Source organism: Sphingobium sp. MK2, assembly GCF_040170545.1.
GTDB lineage: Bacteria > Pseudomonadota > Alphaproteobacteria > Sphingomonadales > Sphingomonadaceae > Sphingobium.
Genome location: NZ_JAZDXA010000028.1, coordinates 21,792 through 43,425 on the forward strand (window position 1 = coordinate 21,792; position 21,634 = coordinate 43,425).

Annotated in this window: 21 protein-coding genes; 12 read left to right on the forward strand and 9 right to left on the reverse strand. The window is 62.5% G+C overall.

Translation table 11 applies throughout. The features are described from left to right. The first annotated feature begins 4 nt into the window (after window positions 1-4). Window positions 5-778 (forward strand): enoyl-CoA hydratase-related protein, encoded by a 774-nt coding sequence (locus tag V2I08_RS13335; protein WP_349635550.1) that lies wholly within the window; start codon window positions 5-7, stop codon window positions 776-778. Between the two features lie 96 nt (window positions 779-874). Here V2I08_RS13335 and V2I08_RS13340 read toward each other — a convergent pair whose 3' ends face one another. From V2I08_RS13340 to V2I08_RS13365, 6 genes are all read right to left on the reverse strand, one after another. Next, window positions 875-1,828 (reverse strand): Gfo/Idh/MocA family oxidoreductase, encoded by a 954-nt coding sequence (locus V2I08_RS13340; protein WP_349635551.1) that lies wholly within the window; start codon window positions 1,826-1,828, stop codon window positions 875-877. 91 nt (window positions 1,829-1,919) lie between these two features. After that, window positions 1,920-2,816: a class III extradiol dioxygenase subunit beta gene (locus V2I08_RS13345; protein WP_349635581.1), complete on the reverse strand. Its 897-nt coding sequence runs from the start codon at window positions 2,814-2,816 to the stop codon at window positions 1,920-1,922. Then, window positions 2,816-3,271: a protocatechuate 4,5-dioxygenase subunit alpha gene (ligA, locus tag V2I08_RS13350; RefSeq protein ID WP_349635552.1), complete on the reverse strand. Its 456-nt coding sequence runs from the start codon at window positions 3,269-3,271 to the stop codon at window positions 2,816-2,818. The genes V2I08_RS13345 and ligA overlap by 1 nt, the downstream gene beginning before the upstream one ends. After that, window positions 3,268-4,290: an amidohydrolase family protein gene (locus V2I08_RS13355; RefSeq protein ID WP_349635553.1), complete on the reverse strand. Its 1,023-nt coding sequence runs from the start codon at window positions 4,288-4,290 to the stop codon at window positions 3,268-3,270. The genes ligA and V2I08_RS13355 overlap by 4 nt, the downstream gene beginning before the upstream one ends. An 89-nt stretch (window positions 4,291-4,379) precedes the next feature. Next, the gene (locus V2I08_RS13360) at window positions 4,380-5,336 is read right to left on the reverse strand and encodes a DUF1932 domain-containing protein (RefSeq protein ID WP_349635554.1); all 957 of its coding nucleotides are present in this window, start codon (window positions 5,334-5,336) and stop codon (window positions 4,380-4,382) included. A gap of 64 nt (window positions 5,337-5,400) precedes the next feature. Then, window positions 5,401-6,552 (reverse strand): LysR family transcriptional regulator, encoded by a 1,152-nt coding sequence (locus V2I08_RS13365; protein ID WP_349635555.1) that lies wholly within the window; start codon window positions 6,550-6,552, stop codon window positions 5,401-5,403. Between the two features lie 106 nt (window positions 6,553-6,658). On the opposite strand from V2I08_RS13365, the gene ligK reads away from it, so the two are divergent. From ligK to V2I08_RS13380, 3 genes are read left to right on the forward strand one after another with little or no spacing between them, the layout of a single operon-like run. Then, window positions 6,659-7,333 (forward strand): 4-carboxy-4-hydroxy-2-oxoadipate aldolase/oxaloacetate decarboxylase, encoded by a 675-nt coding sequence (gene ligK / locus V2I08_RS13370; RefSeq protein ID WP_349635556.1) that lies wholly within the window; start codon window positions 6,659-6,661, stop codon window positions 7,331-7,333. Further along, window positions 7,326-8,390 carry a 4-oxalomesaconate tautomerase gene (locus V2I08_RS13375; RefSeq protein WP_349635557.1) on the forward strand — a complete coding sequence of 355 codons (1,065 nt, stop codon included), beginning with the start codon at window positions 7,326-7,328 and terminating at the stop codon, window positions 8,388-8,390. Before ligK ends, V2I08_RS13375 begins: the two co-directional genes overlap by 8 nt. Next, window positions 8,387-9,283: an amidohydrolase family protein gene (locus V2I08_RS13380; RefSeq protein WP_349635558.1), complete on the forward strand. Its 897-nt coding sequence runs from the start codon at window positions 8,387-8,389 to the stop codon at window positions 9,281-9,283. The genes V2I08_RS13375 and V2I08_RS13380 overlap by 4 nt, the downstream gene beginning before the upstream one ends. A gap of 32 nt (window positions 9,284-9,315) precedes the next feature. On the opposite strand, the gene V2I08_RS13385 is transcribed toward V2I08_RS13380, so the two are convergent. Then, window positions 9,316-9,702 carry a metalloregulator ArsR/SmtB family transcription factor gene (locus V2I08_RS13385; RefSeq protein WP_349635559.1) on the reverse strand — a complete coding sequence of 129 codons (387 nt, stop codon included), beginning with the start codon at window positions 9,700-9,702 and terminating at the stop codon, window positions 9,316-9,318. Next, window positions 9,699-10,322 carry a peroxiredoxin gene (locus V2I08_RS13390; protein ID WP_349635560.1) on the reverse strand — a complete coding sequence of 208 codons (624 nt, stop codon included), beginning with the start codon at window positions 10,320-10,322 and terminating at the stop codon, window positions 9,699-9,701. The genes V2I08_RS13385 and V2I08_RS13390 overlap by 4 nt, the downstream gene beginning before the upstream one ends. 102 nt (window positions 10,323-10,424) lie before the next feature. On the opposite strand from V2I08_RS13390, the gene V2I08_RS13395 reads away from it, so the two are divergent. From V2I08_RS13395 to V2I08_RS13430, 8 genes are all read left to right on the forward strand, one after another. Then, window positions 10,425-11,342, forward strand: coding sequence for an MBL fold metallo-hydrolase (locus tag V2I08_RS13395; protein ID WP_349635561.1), 918 nt, complete (start codon window positions 10,425-10,427; stop codon window positions 11,340-11,342). Beyond that, window positions 11,339-11,776: a YeeE/YedE thiosulfate transporter family protein gene (locus tag V2I08_RS13400; protein ID WP_349635562.1), complete on the forward strand. Its 438-nt coding sequence runs from the start codon at window positions 11,339-11,341 to the stop codon at window positions 11,774-11,776. The genes V2I08_RS13395 and V2I08_RS13400 overlap by 4 nt, the downstream gene beginning before the upstream one ends. Further along, a complete protein-coding gene (locus tag V2I08_RS13405) occupies window positions 11,776-12,186 on the forward strand; it encodes a DUF6691 family protein (RefSeq protein WP_349635582.1) in 411 nt (136 codons plus the stop codon). The genes V2I08_RS13400 and V2I08_RS13405 overlap by 1 nt, the downstream gene beginning before the upstream one ends. A 28-nt stretch (window positions 12,187-12,214) precedes the next feature. Continuing rightward, complete coding sequence (locus V2I08_RS13410) at window positions 12,215-13,795, forward strand: TIGR01244 family sulfur transferase (protein ID WP_349635563.1); 1,581 nt, start codon at window positions 12,215-12,217, stop codon at window positions 13,793-13,795. Further along, window positions 13,792-14,583 carry a sulfite exporter TauE/SafE family protein gene (locus tag V2I08_RS13415; RefSeq protein WP_349635564.1) on the forward strand — a complete coding sequence of 264 codons (792 nt, stop codon included), beginning with the start codon at window positions 13,792-13,794 and terminating at the stop codon, window positions 14,581-14,583. The genes V2I08_RS13410 and V2I08_RS13415 overlap by 4 nt, the downstream gene beginning before the upstream one ends. A 63-nt stretch (window positions 14,584-14,646) precedes the next feature. Further along, a complete protein-coding gene (locus V2I08_RS13420; RefSeq protein ID WP_349635565.1) occupies window positions 14,647-16,050 on the forward strand; it encodes a cytochrome ubiquinol oxidase subunit I in 1,404 nt (467 codons plus the stop codon). Next, a complete protein-coding gene (gene cydB / locus V2I08_RS13425; RefSeq protein ID WP_349635566.1) occupies window positions 16,047-17,045 on the forward strand; it encodes a cytochrome d ubiquinol oxidase subunit II in 999 nt (332 codons plus the stop codon). The genes V2I08_RS13420 and cydB overlap by 4 nt, the downstream gene beginning before the upstream one ends. A 566-nt stretch (window positions 17,046-17,611) precedes the next feature. Next, window positions 17,612-20,533 carry a TonB-dependent receptor domain-containing protein gene (locus tag V2I08_RS13430; RefSeq protein WP_349635567.1) on the forward strand — a complete coding sequence of 974 codons (2,922 nt, stop codon included), beginning with the start codon at window positions 17,612-17,614 and terminating at the stop codon, window positions 20,531-20,533. A gap of 66 nt (window positions 20,534-20,599) precedes the next feature. Here V2I08_RS13430 and V2I08_RS13435 read toward each other — a convergent pair whose 3' ends face one another. Then, a complete protein-coding gene (locus V2I08_RS13435; RefSeq protein ID WP_405053651.1) occupies window positions 20,600-21,631 on the reverse strand; it encodes a LacI family DNA-binding transcriptional regulator in 1,032 nt (343 codons plus the stop codon). Window positions 21,632-21,634: the final 3 nt, after the last annotated feature.

Sequence of the window (21,634 nt, forward strand, 5' to 3'; positions counted from 1 at the left end):
ATCCATGAGCGAAATTCTCTTTGAAATCGCGCGCCCGCATGTTGCGCTTATCACCATCAACCGTCCTGAAGCGCGCAATGCGGTCAACTCGGCGGTTGCCACCCAACTTGATGCGGCGGTCAAGCGGGTCGAAGCCGATCCCGACATCTGGGCGGCCGTGTTGACCGGCGCAGGCGGAGTAGCCTTCTGCGCCGGTGCTGATTTGCGACAAGTGTCAGAAGGCGGGATGGATGGGCTTTTCACGCCTGACGGTGCCTTTGCGGGTTTCGTCAAACATCGTCGAGACAAGGCCTGGATCGCTGCGGTAGAGGGTTTTGCCGTGGCCGGTGGCTGCGAACTTGCCCTGTCTTGCGATATGATCGTTGCGTCGGAGCAATCGACCTTTGCCCTGCCTGAGGTGAAACGCGGCCTTGTTGCCGCAGCGGGAGGGGTGTATCGCCTGCCGCGTGCTGTTCCCCGCGCGATAGCGATGGAACTTATTGCTACGGGCGACCGGATCACTGCCCGTCGGGCGGCCGAACTCGGCTTGATCAATCATATGACCGAGACTAGTGGCGCTGTCGAGGGGGCTTTGGCACTGGCCGAGCGCATTTGCGTGAACGCGCCGATTGCGGTGCGCGAAAGCCTTAAGGTCGCGCGCACGGCGCTCGACCATGATGATGACACGCTGTTCCAGATGGGCCTGGATGCTCAGGAGGTCATTAAACTTACCGAGGATTTCCAGGAAGGCCCCCGCGCTTTTCTCGAAAAACGCGCGCCTAACTGGTTGGGCCGCTGACCCTATCGCTCGGTCCCGCACACGGTCCGAGCGCCGATCAGCGGAGGATGGAAGGTCGGGCGACAGGCCCGACCTTCCACCGCTATTGCCGCTAAATCACTGCGACGTCGAAGCGTCTAACTGCTGTTCCAATTCGCCCAGTACGCGATAGCAGTCGAACACCTTGGCGACGCTTGAATTGGGCTCGCGGCTGTCGCGGATCGCGCCGATGAATTCGCGGTCCTGCAATTCGATACCGTTCATCGACACATCGACCTTCGACACGTCGATCGGCTCTTCCTTGCCGTTCACCAGATCGTCGTAGCGCGCAATATAAGTGCCGGTGTCGCCGATATAGCGGAAGAAAGTGCCCAGCGGCCCGTCATTGTTGAACGACAGCGACAGGGTGCAGATCGCCCCGCTTTCGCTCTTCAACTGGATCGACATGTCCATGGCGATCCCCAATTCGGGATGGATCGGCCCCTGCATTGCATGGGCAAACACAATCGGGCCCGCCTGATAGGCGAACAGGTCAACCGTATGCGCGGCATGATGCCATAACAGATGGTCGGTCCACGACCGCGCTTCGCCCTTCGCATTGATATTCTTGCGGCGGAAGAAATAGGTCTGCACGTCCATCTGCTGGATATTGAGGTCGCCAGCAGTAATCAGGTTATGGACATATTGGTGGCTGGGGTTGAACCGCCGCGTATGCCCGACCATGCAGACAAGGCCGGTTTCCTGTTGCTTGGCCAGTACGGCCTGCGCATCGGCCCAGCTATCGGCCAGCGGAATTTCGACCTGTACATGCTTGCCCGCTTCCATGCAGGCGATCGCCTGGGCCGCATGCATTTGCGTGGGCGTACACAGGATCACCGCATCGACATCGTCGCGCGCCAGGGTGTCGGCCAATTCGGTGGTCGCATGGCCAATGCCATATTTATCGGCAATCGCCTGCGTCGCATCCAGCCGCCGCCCAACCAGCGACGTGACCGTTACGCCATCGATATTTTTGAGGCCATCCAGATGCTTTTCGCCAAAGGCACCCGCGCCCGCCAAAGCAATACGCATGAGAAACTACTCCGTAATAAGCCCCTCCCTTTCAAGGGAGGGGGAAGGGGTGGGTGCGAGCGAAGCGAGCCTGCACCCATCATGAAGAGGCTTACTCCGCCGCAATCGCGGTAACGGTATCGCTGCCAGTCATATCCAGCCCCTCGCCATTATCGGGGCGCAGCACCAGATGACCAATAGCCGTGTTGGAACAGGGCACATGATAGTGGCGATGCAGCGCGCGGGTCTTCTTCCCCAGTGCACCGCGCATCACCAGCCACATCACCATTTCGATGCCTTCGCTGCCCGTCTCGCGCAGATATTCGATGTGCGGAATCCGGCGCAGATGATCGCTTTCACCGATCAACCCGTCCAGGAACATATTGTCCCAATCCTTGTTGATCAGGCCCGCGCGCGGCCCTTGCAACTGGTGGCTCATGCCGCCCGTGCCCCAGATCTGTACATTCAGATCTTCAGGGAAGCTTTTGACCGCCTTGGCGATCGCTTCACCCAGCGCCCAGCAGCGGTTGCCCGATGGCGGCGGATAGGTAACGACGTTCACAGCCAGCGGCACGACTTTGCACGGCCAGGCGTCTGGCTTGCCGAACATCATGCTAAGCGGCACGGTCAGACCATGGTCGACATCCATCTCGTTGATGATGGTCATATCGAACTCGTCCAGCACCAGGCTTTGCGCAATGTGCCAGGCCAAGTCTGCATGGCCCTCGACGTCAGGGACCGGGCGCGGCCCCCAGCCTTCGTCGGCGGACTTGTAGCGCTCGCCACAACCGATAGCGAAAGTGGGGATGACCTTCATGTCAAAGGCGGACGCATGGTCATTATAAACCAGGATGATGACATCGGGCTTTTCCGCCTTCTCCCATTCGCGCGTCCAGTCGTAACCAGCGAAGATCGGGCCGAAATAATCGTCCCGGTCCTTGTTGAAATCGGACGCCACGCCCAACAGCGGCACATGGCTCGACGCCACACCAGCGGTAATTCGTGCCATCATCTGCTTCCTTCGTTGGTTTCGCCGCTAGACGCGGCGTTGGCCCTGATCGACCGCACACCTTCGGGTGAGCGGCCGCCATTCATCATCATTTCCCGATATTGCGGGAACGCCATGTCGGTCATCGTGCTGACGGCCTCCGCAAAAGGGATGCCATCTGTCGAGAACAGCTTGGACAGGAAATAGACGTTGCCGCCCAGGTCCAGGCATTTGTTATAATCGCGCGCGAGCAACGCCTGCTTCATGTCCTCAGTCAACGGCCATTCGTCCATATAGGCGCGTTCATCGGCCTTGAACCGGGTGCGGTTTTCATCCTTCATCAGGCTCATGGCGAACTGGTTCATATGATAGCCCTGTCGTGCGCGCTTGGCGGTGAACACGCGGGTTCCGGGAATATCATCGAACTCGGCCAGATATTCGTGGATATCCTGGTCCTTGGGATCTTCTGTTATCATAGTCCCTTCTCCTTCAACTGGGCGTCAAGGCGCGGGAACACCCGGCGGGCATTGCCCTCGAAAATCGCGGTGCGCTCGGCATCGCTGATCTCCAGCGCATCGACATAACGCTTGGTGTCGTCGAAATAATGGCCGGTGGTCGGATCGATACCGCGCACCGCGCCGACCATCTCCGATCCGAACAGGATATTCTTGTTGTCGATCACATCGGCGAGCAGATTAACGCCCGGCTGGTGATAGACGCAGGTGTCGAAAAAGATGTTGTTCATCAGATGCGTCGACAGGTCCGGCTTCTTGAGCATGTCGGCGAGGCCGCGATACCGCCCCCAATGATAGGGCACCGCGCCACCGCCATGCGGGATGATGAAGCGCAGGGTCGGGAAATCCTTGAACAGATCGCCTTCCAGCAACTGCATGAAGGCGATGGTGTCGGCGGCGATATAATAGCCGCCGGTCGCATGCATCGCCGGGTTGCAACTGCCCGACACATGGATCATCGCCGGAACGTCCAGCTCGACCATCTTTTCGTAGAAGGGGTACCAGTAGCGGTCGGTCAGCGGCGGATGGGTGAAATGCCCGCCGCCCGGATCGGGATTGAGGTTGCAGCCGATGAACCCCATCTCGACGCAGCGTTCCAGTTCGGCGATGCTGTTGCTCATGTCCGCCTTGGGCGACTGGGGCAACATGCACACACCGACGAAGGTTTCGGGGAACATAGCCACCACCCGCGCGATCAGGTCGTTGCAGCGCATCGCCCATTCCTTGGCCATCGCCTCGTCACCGACATGCGGGGCCATGGCCGATGCGCGGGGTGAAAAAATGGTCAGGTCCGCACCGCGCTCCTTGATGAGGCGCAACTGGTTCGCCTCGATCGTCTCGCGAATTTCCGCGTCGCTGATGTCGGGATAAGGCGGGCAGGGCGTACCCGCCTTGAACGCGGCCTTCTGCTCTTCGCGCCAGGCGTCATGCCCCTTGGGCAACACCGTATAATGGCCATGGCAATCGATAATCAGGCTCATCGCGTCTCTTTCCTCAACCCTTATTCCGTCACCCCAGCGAAGACTGGGGTCTCAGGCGACAGCACGCAGCGGCCGCCCCAAAACCTCCGTCATTCCCGCAAAAGCGGGAACCCATCTCCCAGCGCTTCCGCCCTCGCCAACGCCGGAGATGCTCCCCCGCTTTCGCGGGAATGACGGGCAGGAGAGTCACGAACAATATGCGCAATCTTCGCGCTCAACCCCTCTGGCACCGTTTCCGCCCCCAGCGCACCAATTGCCCGCTGCCGCTCGACCGTGCCGCGCGTCATGGCAGCGCCCGTGTCAAGCCCTTCGAGCGTCTTGACCACCTCTTCCATCTCGGCCGCGCGGCGCAGGCCATGCATTAACATCCGGTCTAGATTATAATCGGCGCGCACATCCCAGGGCTGGGTCTTCTCGCTCGCGTCAAGCGACGCCAGCACCTCGTCCAGCACGTCCGCCGCTTCCGCCGCCAGTACGCATTCGGCGGTCAGTGCTTCCATCCCCTTTATCATGACCGAGCGAAGCATCTTGATCGAGGATGCGCGTCCGACATCGGACCCCACGACGCGAATATTGGCGAATCCAAGTGTCGCCAGTCGAGCCTGCGCCTCCTGCGTCGCTCCGCCGCTCAGCAACAATGGAACGTTCAATCGCGCTGGATCGACTGGTGCCATAACCGCAACATCGACATAATGCGCACCGGCTGCCTCGATTATCCTCGCTGCCGCTTGCTTGGTCTGCGGCGCGATGCTGTTCATGTCGCAATAGAGCGCGCCCGGTGCAATCAGGGCCGCCGCTGCCACGGCCACGGCCAGTGCCTGGTCTGCCGTCACCAGTGACAGGATCAGTGTCGCGCCATCCAACGCATCTTTCATGGAGCGTGCGGGAAGCACGGCCGCCTGCCTATAGGCTGCCAGCATGGCGTCGCGCGTATCCGCTGCCTCGGCCTTGGCATCATAGACATGGGCAGCGGCCGCCCAGCCCCCCGCCAGTGCAAAGGTGGACCCCGCTTCTCCAAATCCGATAAGGCCGACTTCCTGCTCCATGGATGGAGGAATGCAGAATTATGATCTGCCCGGCTAATCACATCCGGGTCCATGTCATAAGATTTTACGAATTGATGTTTGCGACGGCCCGCTCGATTGCCGCCATGAACTGCTGCTGCAACCGGGTCGGTCGCCAATCCGCCCGACTGGTGACGCCAATAGTACGGCTGATCTCGCCCGGTGCTGGCCCGATATCGGCCAGCATTCCGCTGTCCAGTTCAACCCGCAACTGATCGACCGACAAGAGGGTCAGATAATCGCCGCTCACCAGCAATTGTCGCACCGTCATCACGGACCCGCACTCGATCGGTACAGCGGGCAGCTCGCCGCCCAACGCCGCGAACATGGCCTGCCATAATTGCCGCAGCGGCGTGCCTTCAGGCGGCAATATCCAGGGAAAGCGCCGCAGATCATCACCATTCCAGCCCTGCTCCAGCGGGTGTCCCGCTCTCGCGAAGATGGTTGGCCGGTCCTCAAACAAGGGACGTTGGACCAGATCCTGCCCAATGCTCGCATCCCGCAACGCACCAACCATCATGTCGATCTCGCCATCGCGCAATGGTCCCGCAAGCTCGGCATAGGAGCCTTCGACAACGGAAATATCGACCTGCGGAAAGTCCCGTCGGAAACTGGTAATGGCCAGCGGTAGCAGACGGGCCCGACTGAGCGGCATCGCCCCAACCAATATCCGACCGCTATCCTTCCCGGTCAGCTCGGCAATTTCTTCCAGTCCCTGTCGCAACTCCGCCAGCGCCAGCCGCAATCGTCGCGCCAGCATCACGCCCGCGCGGGTCAGCATCAGGCCTCGCCCCCGCCGCTCGGCAAGGCGCACCCCCAGCGCCAGTCCCAGATCACCGACCGCGCGGTGCAGCGACGGCTCGGCCACTCCAGCCTGCACCGCCGCCGCCGCATAGCTGCCGCCGCGCGCCAGCGCGACAAAGGCGCGGATCTGCGTGGCCGTTACCCGGCTACTGCCGATCAACCGCAACGCCACATCGACACGCGGTTTGAAGCGCAGGGCTACGGGTGTCGGCACCATCCCACCTGGCCGCCGCTCGAACAAAGCCGCGCCCAGTTGCGTCTCCAGCTTGGCAATGCCCTGCGTTACCGCAGGCTGGGTCAGGTTCACCGCCCGCGCCGCCAGGCTGACGCTGCCTTGTTCAACCACCGCGACCATCGCGGCGAGATGCCGGATATTGAACTGATCGACCTGCATTTTTGACAATTAGCAAAATTTAATGTGTCTGCGCCAGAACGGATTTGAGAAATGCGTAACTATTGTCCACTTCGCTGTCCGGTTTAGGAAAGAGGAGCAAGCGGCCATGTCCGGCATCGTCGTCCAGAATATCGAACGGGCGGACCTTTCCGTCATCGATGGCCTCGCCCAATGCGGCGTCGCCACCGTCCATGAGGCCCAGGGTCGCACCGGCCTGCTCGCCCCGCACATGCGCCCCATCTATCCCGGCGCTCGCATCGCCGGCAGTGCCGTCACCATCTCCGCCCCTCCCGGCGACAATTGGATGGTCCATGTCGCGATCGAACAGTTGCAAGAGGGCGACATCCTCGTCCTCGCGCCGACCAGCCCCTGCACCGATGGCTATTTCGGCGACCTGCTCGCGACTTCCGCCCAAGCGCGCGGCTGTCGCGGCCTGATCATCGACGCAGGCGTCCGCGACCTGCGCGACTTGAAGCAGATGAATTTCCCGGTCTGGTCGAAAGCGGTCCATGCCCAGGGCACGATCAAGGGCACGCTGGGATCGGTCAATGTCCCGATCGTCTGCGCCAATGCGCTGGTCAACGCAGGCGACGTGATCATCGCCGACGATGACGGCGTGTGCGTCGTCCCGCGCGCCGACGCCGTTGCCGTGCTGGAAAAAGCACAGGCCCGCGAAGCCGCCGAAGAAGCCAAGCGCGTCCGCCTGGCCGCAGGCGAACTCGGCCTCGACATCTATAATATGCGCCCGCGCCTGGAAGAAATGGGCCTCAAATATGTCTGAGAACCACGCCTCCGCCAAGGTCATGTGGATGCGCGGCGGCACGTCGAAGGGCGGCTATTTCCTGGCCGACGACCTCCCCGCCGACACCGCCGCCCGCGACGCCTTCCTCCTGCGCGCCATGGGATCGCCCGACCCGCGCCAGATCGACGGCATGGGCGGCGCCGACCCGCTGACCAGCAAGGTCGCGGTGGTAAAGAAGTCAGAGCGTGAAGGCGTCGATATCGACTATCTCTTCCTCCAGGTCTTCGTGGATCAAGCGATCGTCAGCGATGCGCAGAATTGCGGCAATATCCTCGCCGGGATCGGTCCGTTCGCGATCGAGCGCGGCCTCGTCGCCGCGCAACAGGACGAAACGCGGGTCGCCATCTTCATGGAAAATACCGGCCAGATTGCCATCGCCACGGTCCAGACCCCCGGCGGCACCGTCCGCTATGATGGTGACGCTCGCATCGACGGCGTGCCCGGCAGCGCCGCGCCCATCCCGCTGGAATTTCGCGACACCGCCGGTTCCTCCTGCGGCGCGCTGCTGCCGACCGGCAACGCCTTTGACGAAGTTGAGGGCGTCCGCGTCACCCTGATCGACAATGGCATGCCCTGCGTCGTGATGCAGGCGCGCGATGTCGGCATTACCGGCTATGAGGATCGCGATACGCTGGACAAGGACAGCGAGTTGAAAGCCCGGATCGAGAAGATCCGCCTCGCCGTCGGCGAACGCATGAACCTTAGCGACGTCACGGAAAAATCGGTGCCCAAGATGATGCTGGTCGCCCCACCCCGCAATGGCGGAGCCGTCACCGTGCGCAGTTTCATCCCCCACCGCGCCCATGCGTCGATCGGCGTGCTGGGTGCCGTCAGCGTCGCCACCGCCTGCCTGATCGAAGGGTCGCCGGCGGCTGAGGTGGCAAATATCCCCGACGGTCCTCGCAAGACGCTATCGGTGGAACATCCCACCGGCGAAACCACCTGCGTCATGGAATTGGACGAAAGCGGCACCGTCACCAGCGCCGCCATGCTGCGCACCGCCCGCAAACTGATGGATGGAGAGATTTTCGCATGAGTGACCGCATCATCTCTTGGCACGGCAACCCATCCAAGCCGCTCTACACGCCCCCGCCCGGCGCGATTGATGCGCACTGCCATGTGTTCGGGCCGATGGCGGACTTCCCGTTCAGCGCGAAGGCGAAATATCTGCCCGAAGATGCAGGGCCAGATATGCTGTTCGCCCTGCGCGAACATCTGGGCTTTGCCCGCAACGTCATCGTCCAGGCGAGCTGCCACGGGACCGACAATCGTGCAACGCTGGACGCCATCGCCAAGTCGAACGGCCCAGATGGAATACAAAGGGCGCGCGGCGTCGCCGTGGTCGATCCGGCGATCTCGGACGCAGAGCTTGCCGCCCTGCACGACGGCGGCATCCGCGGCATCCGCTTCAATTTCCTCAAGCGCCTCGTCGATGATGCGCCCAAGGATAAATTCCTTGAAGTGGCGAAACGCCTGCCCGCAGGCTGGCATGTGGTCATCTATTTCGAAGCGGATATTCTAGAAGAGCTGCGTCCCTTCATGGATGCCATCCCTGTGCCCCTGGTGGTCGACCATATGGGCCGTCCCGACGTGACCCAGGGACCGGACGGCACGGATATGCAGGCATTTCGCACCTTTCTCGATTCCCGCCAAGACATCTGGTTCAAGGCGACATGTCCCGACCGCCTCGATCTCAATGGCACTCCATGGAACGCCTTTGCCGATACGGTCGCGCCGCTGGTCGCCGACTATCAGGACCGCGTGCTATGGGGCACCGACTGGCCCCACCCCAATATGCAGGACGCAATCCCCGACGACGGGCATCTGGTCGACATGATCCCGCGCATCGCCCCGACAGCGGAACTGCAACGCAAGCTGCTGATCGACAATCCAATGAAGCTATACTGGCCGGAAGAAACAATCGCCTAGCGCCATCGCGTTGGCGCTTGCCGCCAGCGCGATCATCCCAGAATGCGGGCGAAAGCCGCCACGCCATCGGCGGGCGGTGCCGATAAGGCTATCGATTCGACGGCTGGTAAAAGCGGTGCGCCGCCGCCGCCGAAGATCGCCTCGATATTGCGCACGCACAGCGCCACGCCGTCGTCGGCAAGCATGTACCACACCTGCTTGGCTTCCTTGCGGTTCTGCACCAGATCGGCGCGACGCAGTTCGGCCAGTTGCTGGCTGAGTGCGGGCTGGCCGATGCCGGTGATATCGGCGATTTCGCTCACATTGCGTTCGCCGCGCAACAGGCAGGACAGGATCATCAACCGCTGCGGCTGGGCGAAAACCTTGATCTTTTCGGCGGCCATCGCCGCGGCATCGCGATCGGCGTGGAGCGCGCTCATGCTGATGGCTCGAACCGGCAGAACCAATCGGGCGCATCCTGGTTGCCTTTGGTGGCAGGCAATAGCAGCGGCTGTCCTTCCGCCCAGCCTTCGGGTGTCAGGCTGTTTGCGCCATCAACTCGCTGCAAGGCGCGCAACAGGCGCAGCATCTCGTCGACCGAACGGCCGACATTATGCGGATAGCAGGTCGTCGCGCGGATGATGCCCTGGGGGTCGATGAAGAAGGTCGATCGCATCGCCATGCTGTCGATGGCGGCGTCATCGATCATGCCATAGGCGCGGCCGACCGCCATGCTGGGGTCTTCGATGATCGGAAAGTCGATCGCCACGCCGAACAGGTCGCGCAACGCGCGAACCCAAGCGAGATGGGCGTAGAGGCTGTCGACCGACAGGCCCACTAGCTTGCAGCCGAGCGCGTCGAAATCCGCCTGCCGTCGCGCCAATGCCGCGAATTCCGTGCTGCATACCGGCGTGAAGTCGGCGGGGTGTGAAAAGAAGATCACCCATTGGCCGCGCAGTGCCGAGAGTTGAAAATCGCCCCTTGTCGATCGTGCGCGGAAATCGGGGGCCATGTCGCCGATCCGCACCGCCCGCCGCCCATCTGTCATCACTTCGCTCATGCCTGCTTTCCTGCAATCCTGATCGCCCGGAGGCAACCCCTTGACGACCTCGGTGTATACATATACATGGTTCATGTAAATATGAAACTAAAGGAGAGTCGCATGTCCGACCCCGCGCTGACCAAAGCCCAAACGCAGATCCTCGCCGCCCGCGAAGGTGTGCCCGTGATCAAGGCCTTCTTCGATCCGCCGACCTTCACCGTGACCTATGTCGTGCATGATGCGCAGACGCTGCGCGCCGCCGTGATCGACAGCGTGATGACCTACGACCCCGCTTCCGGCCGCACGAATGTCGTGTCCGCCGACCCGGTGATCGCCTATGTCGAGGAGCAGGGGCTGACCGTCGATTGGCATCTGGAAACCCATGCCCATGCCGATCACCTCTCGGCTGCCCCCTATCTCCAGCAAAAGCTGGGCGGGAAGATCGCGATCGGCGCGCATATCTGCGAAGTGCAGCATATGTTCGGCACGCTGTTCAACGTCGGCGCAGAATTCCCGCGCGATGGATCGGACTTCGATCATCTGTGGGCCGATGGTGACAGTTTTGCGATCGGCACCCTGTCGGTCACGGTGCTGCATGTGCCGGGCCACACGCCCGCCTGCGTCGCTTATGTGATCGGTGATGCGGTGTTCGTGGGCGATACCATGTTCATGCCCGATTATGGCACCGCGCGCGCCGACTTCCCCGGAGGCGACGCGCGCACCTTGTTCCGGTCGATGCGCCGGTTGCTGGAACTGCCGCCCGAAACCCGGCTCTTCCTGTGCCATGACTATCTGCCCGAAGGCCGCGACCATTATGTCTGGGAAACGACCGTGGCGGAAGAGCGGCGGGCCAATATCCACGCCCATGACGGCATATCCGAAGACGAATTCGTCGCGATGCGCGAAGCGCGCGACGCGACGCTGGACATGCCGCGCCTGATCCTGCCCTCGGTGCAGGTCAATATGCGCGCGGGCCATCTGCCCGTCGCCGAGGATAATGGCGTCGCCTATCTCAAAATCCCGGTGAACCAGCTATGATCCCCGGCTTTCCCGATGCGCAGCCGGTCGCTGGCCTGATCGGCGGGCTGATGATCGGCGTGGCGGCGGCGATCATGCTGCTCGGCCTTGGCCGGATCGCGGGTGTCAGCGGGCTTGCGGCGCGCGCCACAGGCCTGTCGCAGGGCGGTGCGCCACGCAGCGTCGCGATCGCCTTCATCCTTGGCCTGCCATTGGGCGCGCTGGTCGTGGCGTTGCTGTCGGGCGGCGTCCCGGCCAACTATCCCGCGCCCGGCCTGCTGATCGTCGCTGGTCTGATCGTCGGGTATGGCACGCGGCTAGGGTCAGGCTGCACCAGCGGCCATGGCGTATGTGGCGTGTCGCGCCTGTCGCGCCGCTCGCTCACCGCCACCGCTTTGTTCATGGGCAGCGGCTTTGCCACCGTGGCGATCCTGCGTCTGGCAGGGCTTTTGTGATGCGGATCATCTTTGCTCTATTGTCCGGTTCGCTGTTCGGCGCGGGCCTTGCCCTGTCGGGCATGGCCGATCCGATGCGGGTGCGCGCCTTTCTTGATCTGTTGGGGCCGTGGGACCCGACGCTGGCCTTCGTTATGGGCGGCGCGATGATCCCGATGGCACTCGCCTGGCTGGTGCAGAAGCGGATCGAGCGCCCCATCGCCGATCAGCAGTTCAACCTGCCCGAAACCCGCGATATCGACGGAAAGCTGGCGCTCGGCGCAATTCTGTTCGGCGTCGGCTGGGGCATTGGCGGCCTGTGCCCCGGCCCTGCCATCGCCAGCCTGGCGCTCGCCCCGGCGGCGGTTGCCCCCTTCGTGCTTGCCATGCTGGGCGGCATGGCCCTGCACGGCGTCACGTCAAGACCATAACCGGCACGCCGGACCAAGGAGGATCATCATGGATATCAAGCGGCTGACCCCAGCCTTCGGCACCGCCCCGCAACTGACGCCGCACGATGTCGAACAGGCCGCGCGCGAAGGCTTTCGCGCGATCATCTGCAACCGCCCCGATGGCGAGGAGGATGGCCAGCCTACCGCTGCGGATATCAGTGCCGTCGCCAGAGCCGCTGGTCTCGCCTTCGCGCACATCCCCGTAACCCCCGGCGCGATGACCGATGCCGATGCGCAGGCGATGCGCCACGCGCTCGACACGCTCCCCGGCCCGGTGCTGGGCTATTGCCGGTCGGGCGCCCGCGCCGAAAAGCTGGCAGCGATGGCGGACGCACTGGTCGCCGGACAGGACGCCGCCCATTATGATATCCTGATCATTGGCGGCGGCAGCGCCGGGATCGCCACGGCGGCCAGCATCCTCAAGCGCCGCCGGGGCATCCGGCTCGCCATCATCGAACCAAGCGACGATCATTATTACCAGCCCGGCTGGACGATGGTGGGCGCGGGCGTGTTCGACAGCGGCTTTACCCGGCGCAGCGAGGCGCACCTGATTCCGAGCGGCGCGACCTGGATCAAGGGGGCGGCCAATAGCTTCCTGCCCGATGACAAACAGGTGCTGCTCGATGACGGGCGGTGGATCGGCTATGGCGTGTTGATCGTCTGTCCCGGCATCAAGCTCGACTGGAACGCCATTCCCGGCCTTGCCGATGCGCTGGGCCATGATGGCGTCACGTCTAATTATCGCTACGATCTGGCCCCCTATACCCATCGCCTGGCCAAGGCGTTCAAGGGCGGACGCGCGCTGTTCACCCAGCCGCCAATGCCGATCAAATGCGCGGGCGCCCCGCAAAAGGCGATGTATCTGTCCTGCCACCGCTGGGAAAAGGCGGGCGTGCTGGCGCATAGCGACGTGCAATTCCACACCGCCGGGCCAGCCTTGTTCGGGGTCGCCGCCTATGTCCCGGCGCTGATGGATTATGTCGACCGCTACGGCATTCACCTGAATTTCGGGTCGAAGCTGGTGGAAATCGATGGCCCGGCCAAGACCGCCATTTTCGAGCAAGCCGACGGCGATGGCGTCAGGCGCGTGGCGGAACGCTATGACATGATCCATGTCGTGCCGCCGCAGGTCGCGCCCGACTTCATCCGCAACAGTCTGCTCGCCGCCCCCTCCGGCTTCGTCGCGGTGGACGAGGCGACGCTGCGCCACCCGCGCTACCCCGATATCTTCGCGCTGGGCGATGCCTGTTCGGCGTCCAATGCCAAGACGATGGCGGCCGCACGCAAACAGGCTCCGGTGGTCGCGGTGAACGCGCTGGCCGCGCTCGATGGCCAGCCCCCGGTCGCGGCCTATGACGGCTATGGCAGTTGCCCGCTGACCGTGGAGGCCGGCAAGATCGTGCTGGCCGAGTTCGGCTATGGCGGCAAATTGATGCCCAGCTTCCCCAACTGGCTGATCGACGGCACCCGACCGTCGCGCCTGTCCTGGCTGCTCAAGGATACCATCTTGCCGCCAGTCTATTGGCATGGAATGCTCAAGGGCCGCGAGTGGATGGTCAAGCCCCAGCCGATCGGGTCGCAGTCATGATGGACCTGACCCAATATCTGCTGGGCGGCGTGTCGGGCAGCCTGGTCGGCTTCGTGCTGGGCCTGGTCGGCGGCGGCGGGTCCATCCTGGCCGTGCCGCTGATGGTCTATCTGGTCGGCGTGCCCAACCCTCATGTCGCCATCGGCACCAGCGCGCTCGCGGTCGCCATCAATGCCGCGACGGGGCTGGCCAGCCATGCCCGTGCCCATCATGTCAAATGGCGCTGCGGCGGCATCTATGCCGCGGCGGGCATCGTCGGCGCGCTCGCCGGATCGACCTTCGGCAAGATGGTGGATGGCGACAAATTGCTGGCGCTGTTCGCGCTCGTCATGCTGCTGGTCGGCGTGCTGATGCTCAAGGGGCGCGGCAATGCGGGCAATCCCGGCGCGGAATGCAATCGCGAAAAAGCGCCCAAGGTGGTCGGCTATGGCCTTGGGTCGGGGCTTTTTTCGGGCTTTTTCGGCATTGGCGGCGGCTTCCTGATCGTGCCGGGGCTGGTCGCCTCGACCGGCATGCCGATGTTGATGGCGGTCGGCACCTCGCTCGTCGCCGTTACGGCGTTCGGCCTCACCACGGCCGCCAACTATGCCTTTTCCGGGCTGATCGACTGGCCGCTCGCCGCGGTGTTCGTGGCGGGCGGCGTGGTCGGCAGCGTCGGCGGCACGCGGCTGGCCGAGCGGCTGGGGGCCAAGACCGGGCGGCTGACCACCGTCTTTGCGATCCTGATCTTCGTCGTCGCCCTCTACATGCTCTGGCGCAGCGCTGCTGCATTTATACCTGGCCTCTGACAATCTGCCCTATCTCTTTCTCCCTGCCCGTCTGATAGAAGGTCGGGCGAAAGGACATTCCGAATGTTCGACTCCGTAGACGCCCTGATCCTGGCCCGCGCGCAATTTGCCTTCACGGTCAGTTTCCACTTTCTGTTCCCGGCCTTTTCGATCGGCCTTGCCAGTTTTCTGATGGTGCTGGAGGGGCTGTGGCTCGCCACCGGCAAAGGCGTCTATGCCAATCTCTTCCGTTACTGGCTCAAAATCTTCGCCGTCGTGTTCGCCATGGGCGTCGTGTCAGGCATCGTCATGTCCTATCAATTCGGCACCAACTGGTCGGTCTTCTCCGACAAGGCAGGGCCGGTCATCGGGCCGTTGATGGCCTATGAAGTGCTGACCGCCTTCTTCCTGGAGGCAGGGTTCCTGGGCGTCATGCTGTTCGGCATCAACAAGGTCGGGCGCAAGCTGCACTTCGCAGCCACCTGCGCGGTCGCAATCGGCACCTTCATCTCCGCCTTCTGGATATTGTCGGTCAATAGCTGGATGCAGACACCCACGGGTTTCGAGATGGGGGCGAACGGCCAGTTCCTGCCCGGCCCAAGCTGGATGGCGATCATATTCAACCCCAGCTTCCCCTATCGCCTGGTCCACACCGTTCTGGCCGCCTATCTGACGACGGCCTTCGCGGTCGGCGGCGTGGGGGCCTGGCATCTGCTCAAGGACCGGACCAACCCTGGCGCGCGCACCATGTTCTCCATGGCGATGTGGATGGCGGCGATCGTCGCGCCGATCCAGATTTTTGCAGGCGACATGCATGGCCTCAACACGCTGGAGCATCAGCCGGTCAAGGTCATGGCGATGGAAGGCCATTATGACAGCCATCCCGACGGCGCACCGCTGATCCTGTTCGGAATCCCCGACAGCGCCAACAAGCGGGTCGATTATGCTGTGTCCATTCCCAAGGCATCGTCGCTGATCCTCAAGCATGATCTCAATGCGCCGATGAAGGGTCTCGACACCGTGCCACAGGCGGATCAGCCGCCAGTCGGGATCGTCTTCTGGGCGTTTCGCGTCATGGTCGGCATCGGCTTTGCGATGCTGGGGCTGGGCCTGTGGAGCCTGATCGCGCGCTGGCGCGGCAAGCTGCATGACTGGCCATGGCTGCATCGCGCCGCGCTGTTACTGGGGCCATCGGGGTTCGTCGCCGTGCTGGCGGGATGGATCGTGACCGAAGTCGGGCGGCAGCCTTTCACCGTCTACGGCCTGCTCCGCACAGCGCAAAGCGCCTCGCCGCTGGATGCGCCCGCCGTCGCAGCGTCGCTGCTGGCCTTCGTCATCGTTTATTTCAGCGTGTTCGGCATGGGCATCTGGTATCTGCTGCACCTGATGAAGAAGCCGCCGCAGGCGCATGAAAGCACGCTGGATGGTGCGCCGATCCGCACCGCAGGCATCACCCCGGCACCCGCCATAGAAGGAGGCGAAGCATGATCGACCTGACCGTCATCTGGGCCGCCATCATCGGCTTTGCGATCATCGCCTATGTCGTGATGGACGGGTTCGACCTCGGCATCGGCCTGCTCTTCCCGCTGTTCAAAGTCGGCAAGGACCGCGACACCGCGATGAACAGCATCGCGCCGGTATGGGATGGCAATGAAACCTGGCTGGTGCTGGGCGGGGGCGGGCTGCTCGCGGCCTTTCCGCTCGCCTATGCTATCATCCTGCCCGCGCTTTATGCGCCGCTGATTGCGATGCTGCTTGGCCTTGTGCTGCGCGGCGTCGCGTTTGAGTTTCGCTGGCGCGATCCGGCGCACCGTGCCTGGTGGGACCGTGCGTTCACCGGCGGGTCGGCCGTCGCCACCTTTGCCCAAGGGATTGCGCTGGGTGCCTTGTTGCAGGGTATCAGCGTCGAGGGCCGCGCCTATTCGGGCGGCTGGTGGGAATGGCTTTCGCCCTTCTCGCTGCTCACCGGCGTTGGCCTGATGGTCGGCTATGCGCTGCTCGGTGCCTGCTGGCTCAACTGGAAGACCGAGGGCAGCTTGCAGCGCCAGGCGGTAACCTATGCCGGTCGGCTGGGCATCGCGCTGCTGATCCTGATTGGCGCGGTCAGTCTGGCTACGTTGACGCTGGATGGCAGCTATCAAAGCCGCTGGCTCGCCTGGCCGGGTGTGCTCGCCACCGCGCAAGTGCCGCTGGCGACGGTCATCGTCACGGGGTTCTTCTATCGCAGCCTCTCGCGGCGCAAGGACGCCCAGCCCTTCCTCTGGGCGCTCGCCCTGTTCGGCCTGTGCCTGCTGGGTCTTGGCATCTCGATCTGGCCCTATGTCATTCCAGAGCGCGTCACCATCTGGGAAGCGGCTGCCCCTTATCGCAGCCAGCTCTTCATGCTGATCGGCGGCGCGGTGCTGGTCCCGATCATCCTCGCCTACACCGCCTGGGCCTATTGGGTGTTCCGGGGCAAGGTCGGCAGCGAGGGTTATCACTGATGCGGTCGCGGCTGACGAAGCTGGGGTGGTTCGTGGGGATATGGGTTGCGAGCGTGCTCGCCCTGACGCTTCTGTCCCTTGGCTTGCGTTATTGGCTGGTCTGACGACATGATCGGCGAGGGGGCAGCAATGCCCCCTTTTTGATATTCCCATGAAAGGGACTTGGGGCAGGCGGTCGTGGATCGCCTGCCCTTATTTGATGGCGTCAGGAAGCGTCGGCGGGTGTCGATCGCGTACAGCGACCCGGACAATGGTTCGCCTATTTCGGCCCCGGCGGATCATCGCCCTGGAACGCTTGGCAGACATAATATCGCGGCTGGTGCACAAGATTGTTGACAGCCTGGAGCGGTCTCCATAAATCAGGTTAACGTTACCATTAAATGGTTCATTCAGGTGGAAGGCTTTGACTGGGCCACCCCTCCGCGCGCGCAAGATGGGGTATGCAACCCTCGCTGAAATTTTTTCAATATCATATAAATACAATATCTTGGGAGAAGGATAATATGAGCAAGCTAGCATCACATTATCATCATGGACGGCAGCCTGCCTTTAGGGCGGCGGGGTCTATGATAGCGATAGCATCGATTCTCGCCTTGCCGACAATAGCTTTGGCACAGGAGGATGCGCCGAGCGTCGTCGTCCAAAGGGAAGCGCCGCAAACTGCGGTATCGGCCGACCAGGCCGGGACGAACCAGGATATCATCGTGACCGGGTCGCGCATCACCTCCACGGGTTTCAATGCGCCAACGCCCACCACCATGATCGGCACCGAGCAGATTGAGGCCAATGCGCAGCCCAATATCTTCACCACCATCGCCCAATTGCCTTCGCTGCAAGGCTCGACCGGCTCCACGGTCAACACGTTCAGCACGTCGAGCGGCCAGCAGGGCCTGTCCTCCTTCTCGCTACGTGGTCTGGGGCCGATCCGCACGCTGACGCTCCTGGACGGACAGCGCGTCGTTGGTGCCAATGTCACCGGCATTCCCGATGTCAGCCTGTTCCCGCAACTGCTCATCAAGCAGGTGGACGTGGTCAATGGCGGTGCTTCGGCCTCCTATGGGTCGGATGCCGTGGGCGGGGTCGTCAATTTCATCACCGATACCCGTTTCGAAGGCTTCAAGGGCAATATCCAGGGTGGCGTGTCCACCTATGGCGATAATGAACAATATCTCGTTCAACTGGCGGCAGGCAAAAGCTTTCTCGACGGCCGCTTGCGCGCCGTGGTCAGCGCCGAATATGGCGATGAGGCTGGCGTTGGCGGCGGCGATTTCGGCATCGGGCTGGCCGGTGGGCGCGACTGGTTCAAGCAAACCACGCTGATCAACCGCAATGTGACGAATGACGGCTCGCCCCAATATCTGCTGCTCGATTATGCGCAGCCCTATAATTATACCAAATATGGCCTGATCACTGCAGGGCCATTGCAGGGCATCGCCTTTGACCAGGCGGGCAATCCGTTCCAGTTTCAATATGGGTCCAACGGCACGCCGTCCGGCAATGCAGCCGGCGCGGTCAATGGCTGTTATCCCGGCTTCTGCATCGGCGGCGATCTGTCGGGCAATGTCGATGCCGGTCGATCGCTGCAATCGAGCATCCAGAGGCTGAACACCTATGGCCGGCTGGGTTTTGAATTTGCATCCGACAATGAAATCTACGGGACCGTCAACATCGCGCAGGTGAAAACCAATAACCAGCCAGTTGGGGGCATGAACCGGCCCAATCTGACCATCGAATGCAGCAACCCCTTCGTGCCGGCCACAGTGCAGCAGGCCTGTGCCACGGCGGGCATCACCAATTTCGCCTATGGCACCAGCAATGCGGCGCTGGGCAATACGCAGGTCTATACCGATCGGCGCCAATATCGGTTCGTCGGCGGCGCTAAGGGGCGCGTGACGGTAGGCGGGTCGGATTGGACCTATGACGCCTATTACCAGCATGGCACCAATTATACCGATGTCGATGTTACAAACATCATGCTGTCCCGCCGCTTCAATCAGGCGATCCAGGCCGTAACATTGAATGGCGCGATCGTGTGCGCCGATCCCGTCGCACGGGCCAATGGCTGCGTTCCGCTCAACATCATCGGCGGCGCGCCGCCATCGGCCGCCGCCTTGTCGTACATCATGCCCGAAAACGGCCCTTATCAACGGACGCGCCAGACGCAGGATGTGGTCAGTCTCAATTTCTCCGGCTCGCCCTTCGAACTTTGGGCGGGGCCGCTTTCGGTGGCGTTCGGTGCGGAATATCGCCATGAATATTATAAGGTTACGGCCGACCCCTATGGGGCGGGCGTGTCCGACCTATCGCCCAATAATGGCGACTATCCCGCCGATCCGGCGCTGCTGAACGATGGCAATAATTGGTATGCGGGCAATTATAAAAACGGGCAGGGTGCCTACAGCGTCAAGGAAGCCTTTGTCGAAATCGACCTGCCGCTGTTCGACAGCGGTTCGGTGGGCCGCGCCAATGTGAACGCGGCTGCGCGGGTCACGGACTATAGCACGTCGGGCACGGTATGGGCCTGGAAGGTCGGCGGCACCTGGGATCTGCCGATCGAGGGGCTCCGGTTACGCGGTGTGACGTCGCGCGATGTGCGCGCGCCCAATTTGTCGGAGCTGTTCGCAGCGCCCGTCACCACCACCTTGCCCAATTTTTTCGATCCGTTCCGCGGCGTCAACGTGCTCGCCATTCAGAATCAGATCGGCAATACCAACCTGACACCGGAAATCGCGCGTAACACCACCTTTGGCATTGCGATGGCCAATGTTCCCTGGTTGCCGGGCGCGAGCCTTTCGGTGGATTATTACAAGATCAACCTTTCTGACGTGATTTCCAGCCTGGGCGCTGGCGATATCGTCGATCTCTGTTGGCGGAACATATTGCCCGATGCCTGCAATGCGTTCAATCTGAACAACCAGAACGGGCCGAACTTCATCAATGTCCAGGCCTTCAACCTGGCGTCGATCAAGACAGAGGGCATCGATATCGAAGCCAGCTATGTGTGGCAGCGGCCATTGGGGCTGGACGGCACATTGACGTTGCGCGCGCTGGCGACCCATATTCGGAAATTCGTCACTGACAACGGGCTGTTCGGTTCGGTTCCGTTGGACTCGGCGGGCGCGAACCTGGGCAATACGCCCGACTGGAAATGGCTGGCGATCCAGACCTATGCCACCGACACCTTCTCCATCTATGTCCAGGAACGCTGGTTTTCGGATGGCGTGCTGGGTAAACAATATCTTGAGTGCCAGCCTGGCACTTGTCCGGCATCCACCAACAACCAGCAGACGATCAACGATAATTTCATGCCCGGCGCCTTCTATCTGGACATAGGCGGCACCTATAATGTGACGCCCGCGATCACCGCCTATGCCAAGGTCGACAATCTGTTCGACCGCGACCCGGCGCGCTCGCCCTATTTCGCCAATCCCGCTCTCTATGATGTCGTAGGCCGCATGTATCGTGCCGGTGTGCGCTTCAAATTCTGACCTTTACCGATACGGTCGGCGGTGCGACCTCCCCCTGCACCCGCCGATCGAGCCGGCCGCCATCGTCTATCCCGCGATGGCGGCCGTCGATTGCCGCTCGATAAGCTGATGGCCCAGCAGGCATTTGGGATGGCGCACCTTGCGCGAGGTGCTGATTTCCTGGGTCAAAAGGCGCAACGCTTCGGCCGCCAGTTCGCGCACGGGCTGGCGGATCGTCGTGAGCGGCGGCCACAGCGTCACCGCGGCGGTGGTATCGTCAAAGCCGACCACGGTCAGGTCTTCGGGCACGGACAGGTGGCGGCGATGAGCGACGGAGACGACCGCAGCGGCCATGTCGTCATTGCTCGCGAAGATGGCGGTCGGCGGATGGTCGATATCCAGCAACTGCTCGCCCGCCAGCAAGCCGGACGTATAGGAGAAGTCGCCCTGAACCAGGATCGTCTCAATGCCGCCGGCTTCATCCACGGCGGCATCGAAACCCGCCAGCCGGTCTTCGCTGGCGGACTGGCCCGGATTGCCGATGATGAAGCCGATGCGGCGATGGCCAAGCCCGATCAGATGTTTCGTCATGTCATAGGCCGCCGCGCGATCGTCGATCCGCACGCAGATCGCATCGCGCGCATAGCCGCCCACCACCGCCATCGGCAGTTGCGCCAGGTGAATGGGGTCGCGCACCACGCGCGATTCCCCCAGCGGCGGCGCAATGATGATGCCGCCTATGCCCGACGCGATCAGGCGGTGGATCGCTTCGGGCGGCGGAGGGCGGCCATCCTGGCCCCCAAGCAGGGTCAGTTGCGCGCCCATGACCGACGCTTCTTCAAACACGCCGATCAGGAAATCATGCATGAAAGCGGCGCTCGGATTGGAATAGATCACGCCGATCCGCACTTCGCGCGATGTTACAAGCGCACGAGCGGCAACATTGGGCGTGTAGTTCAACTCCGCAATGGCGGCATTGACGGCTTTGCGGGTTTCTTCGCGGACTTTCCCGCTGCCGTTGATCACGCGCGACACGGTCATCGCGGACACGCCAGCGCGTCTGGCGACATCGACCACCGTCGCGTTGCGCTGCTGGGGGTGGGGAGGTTTCAAGATCATCCT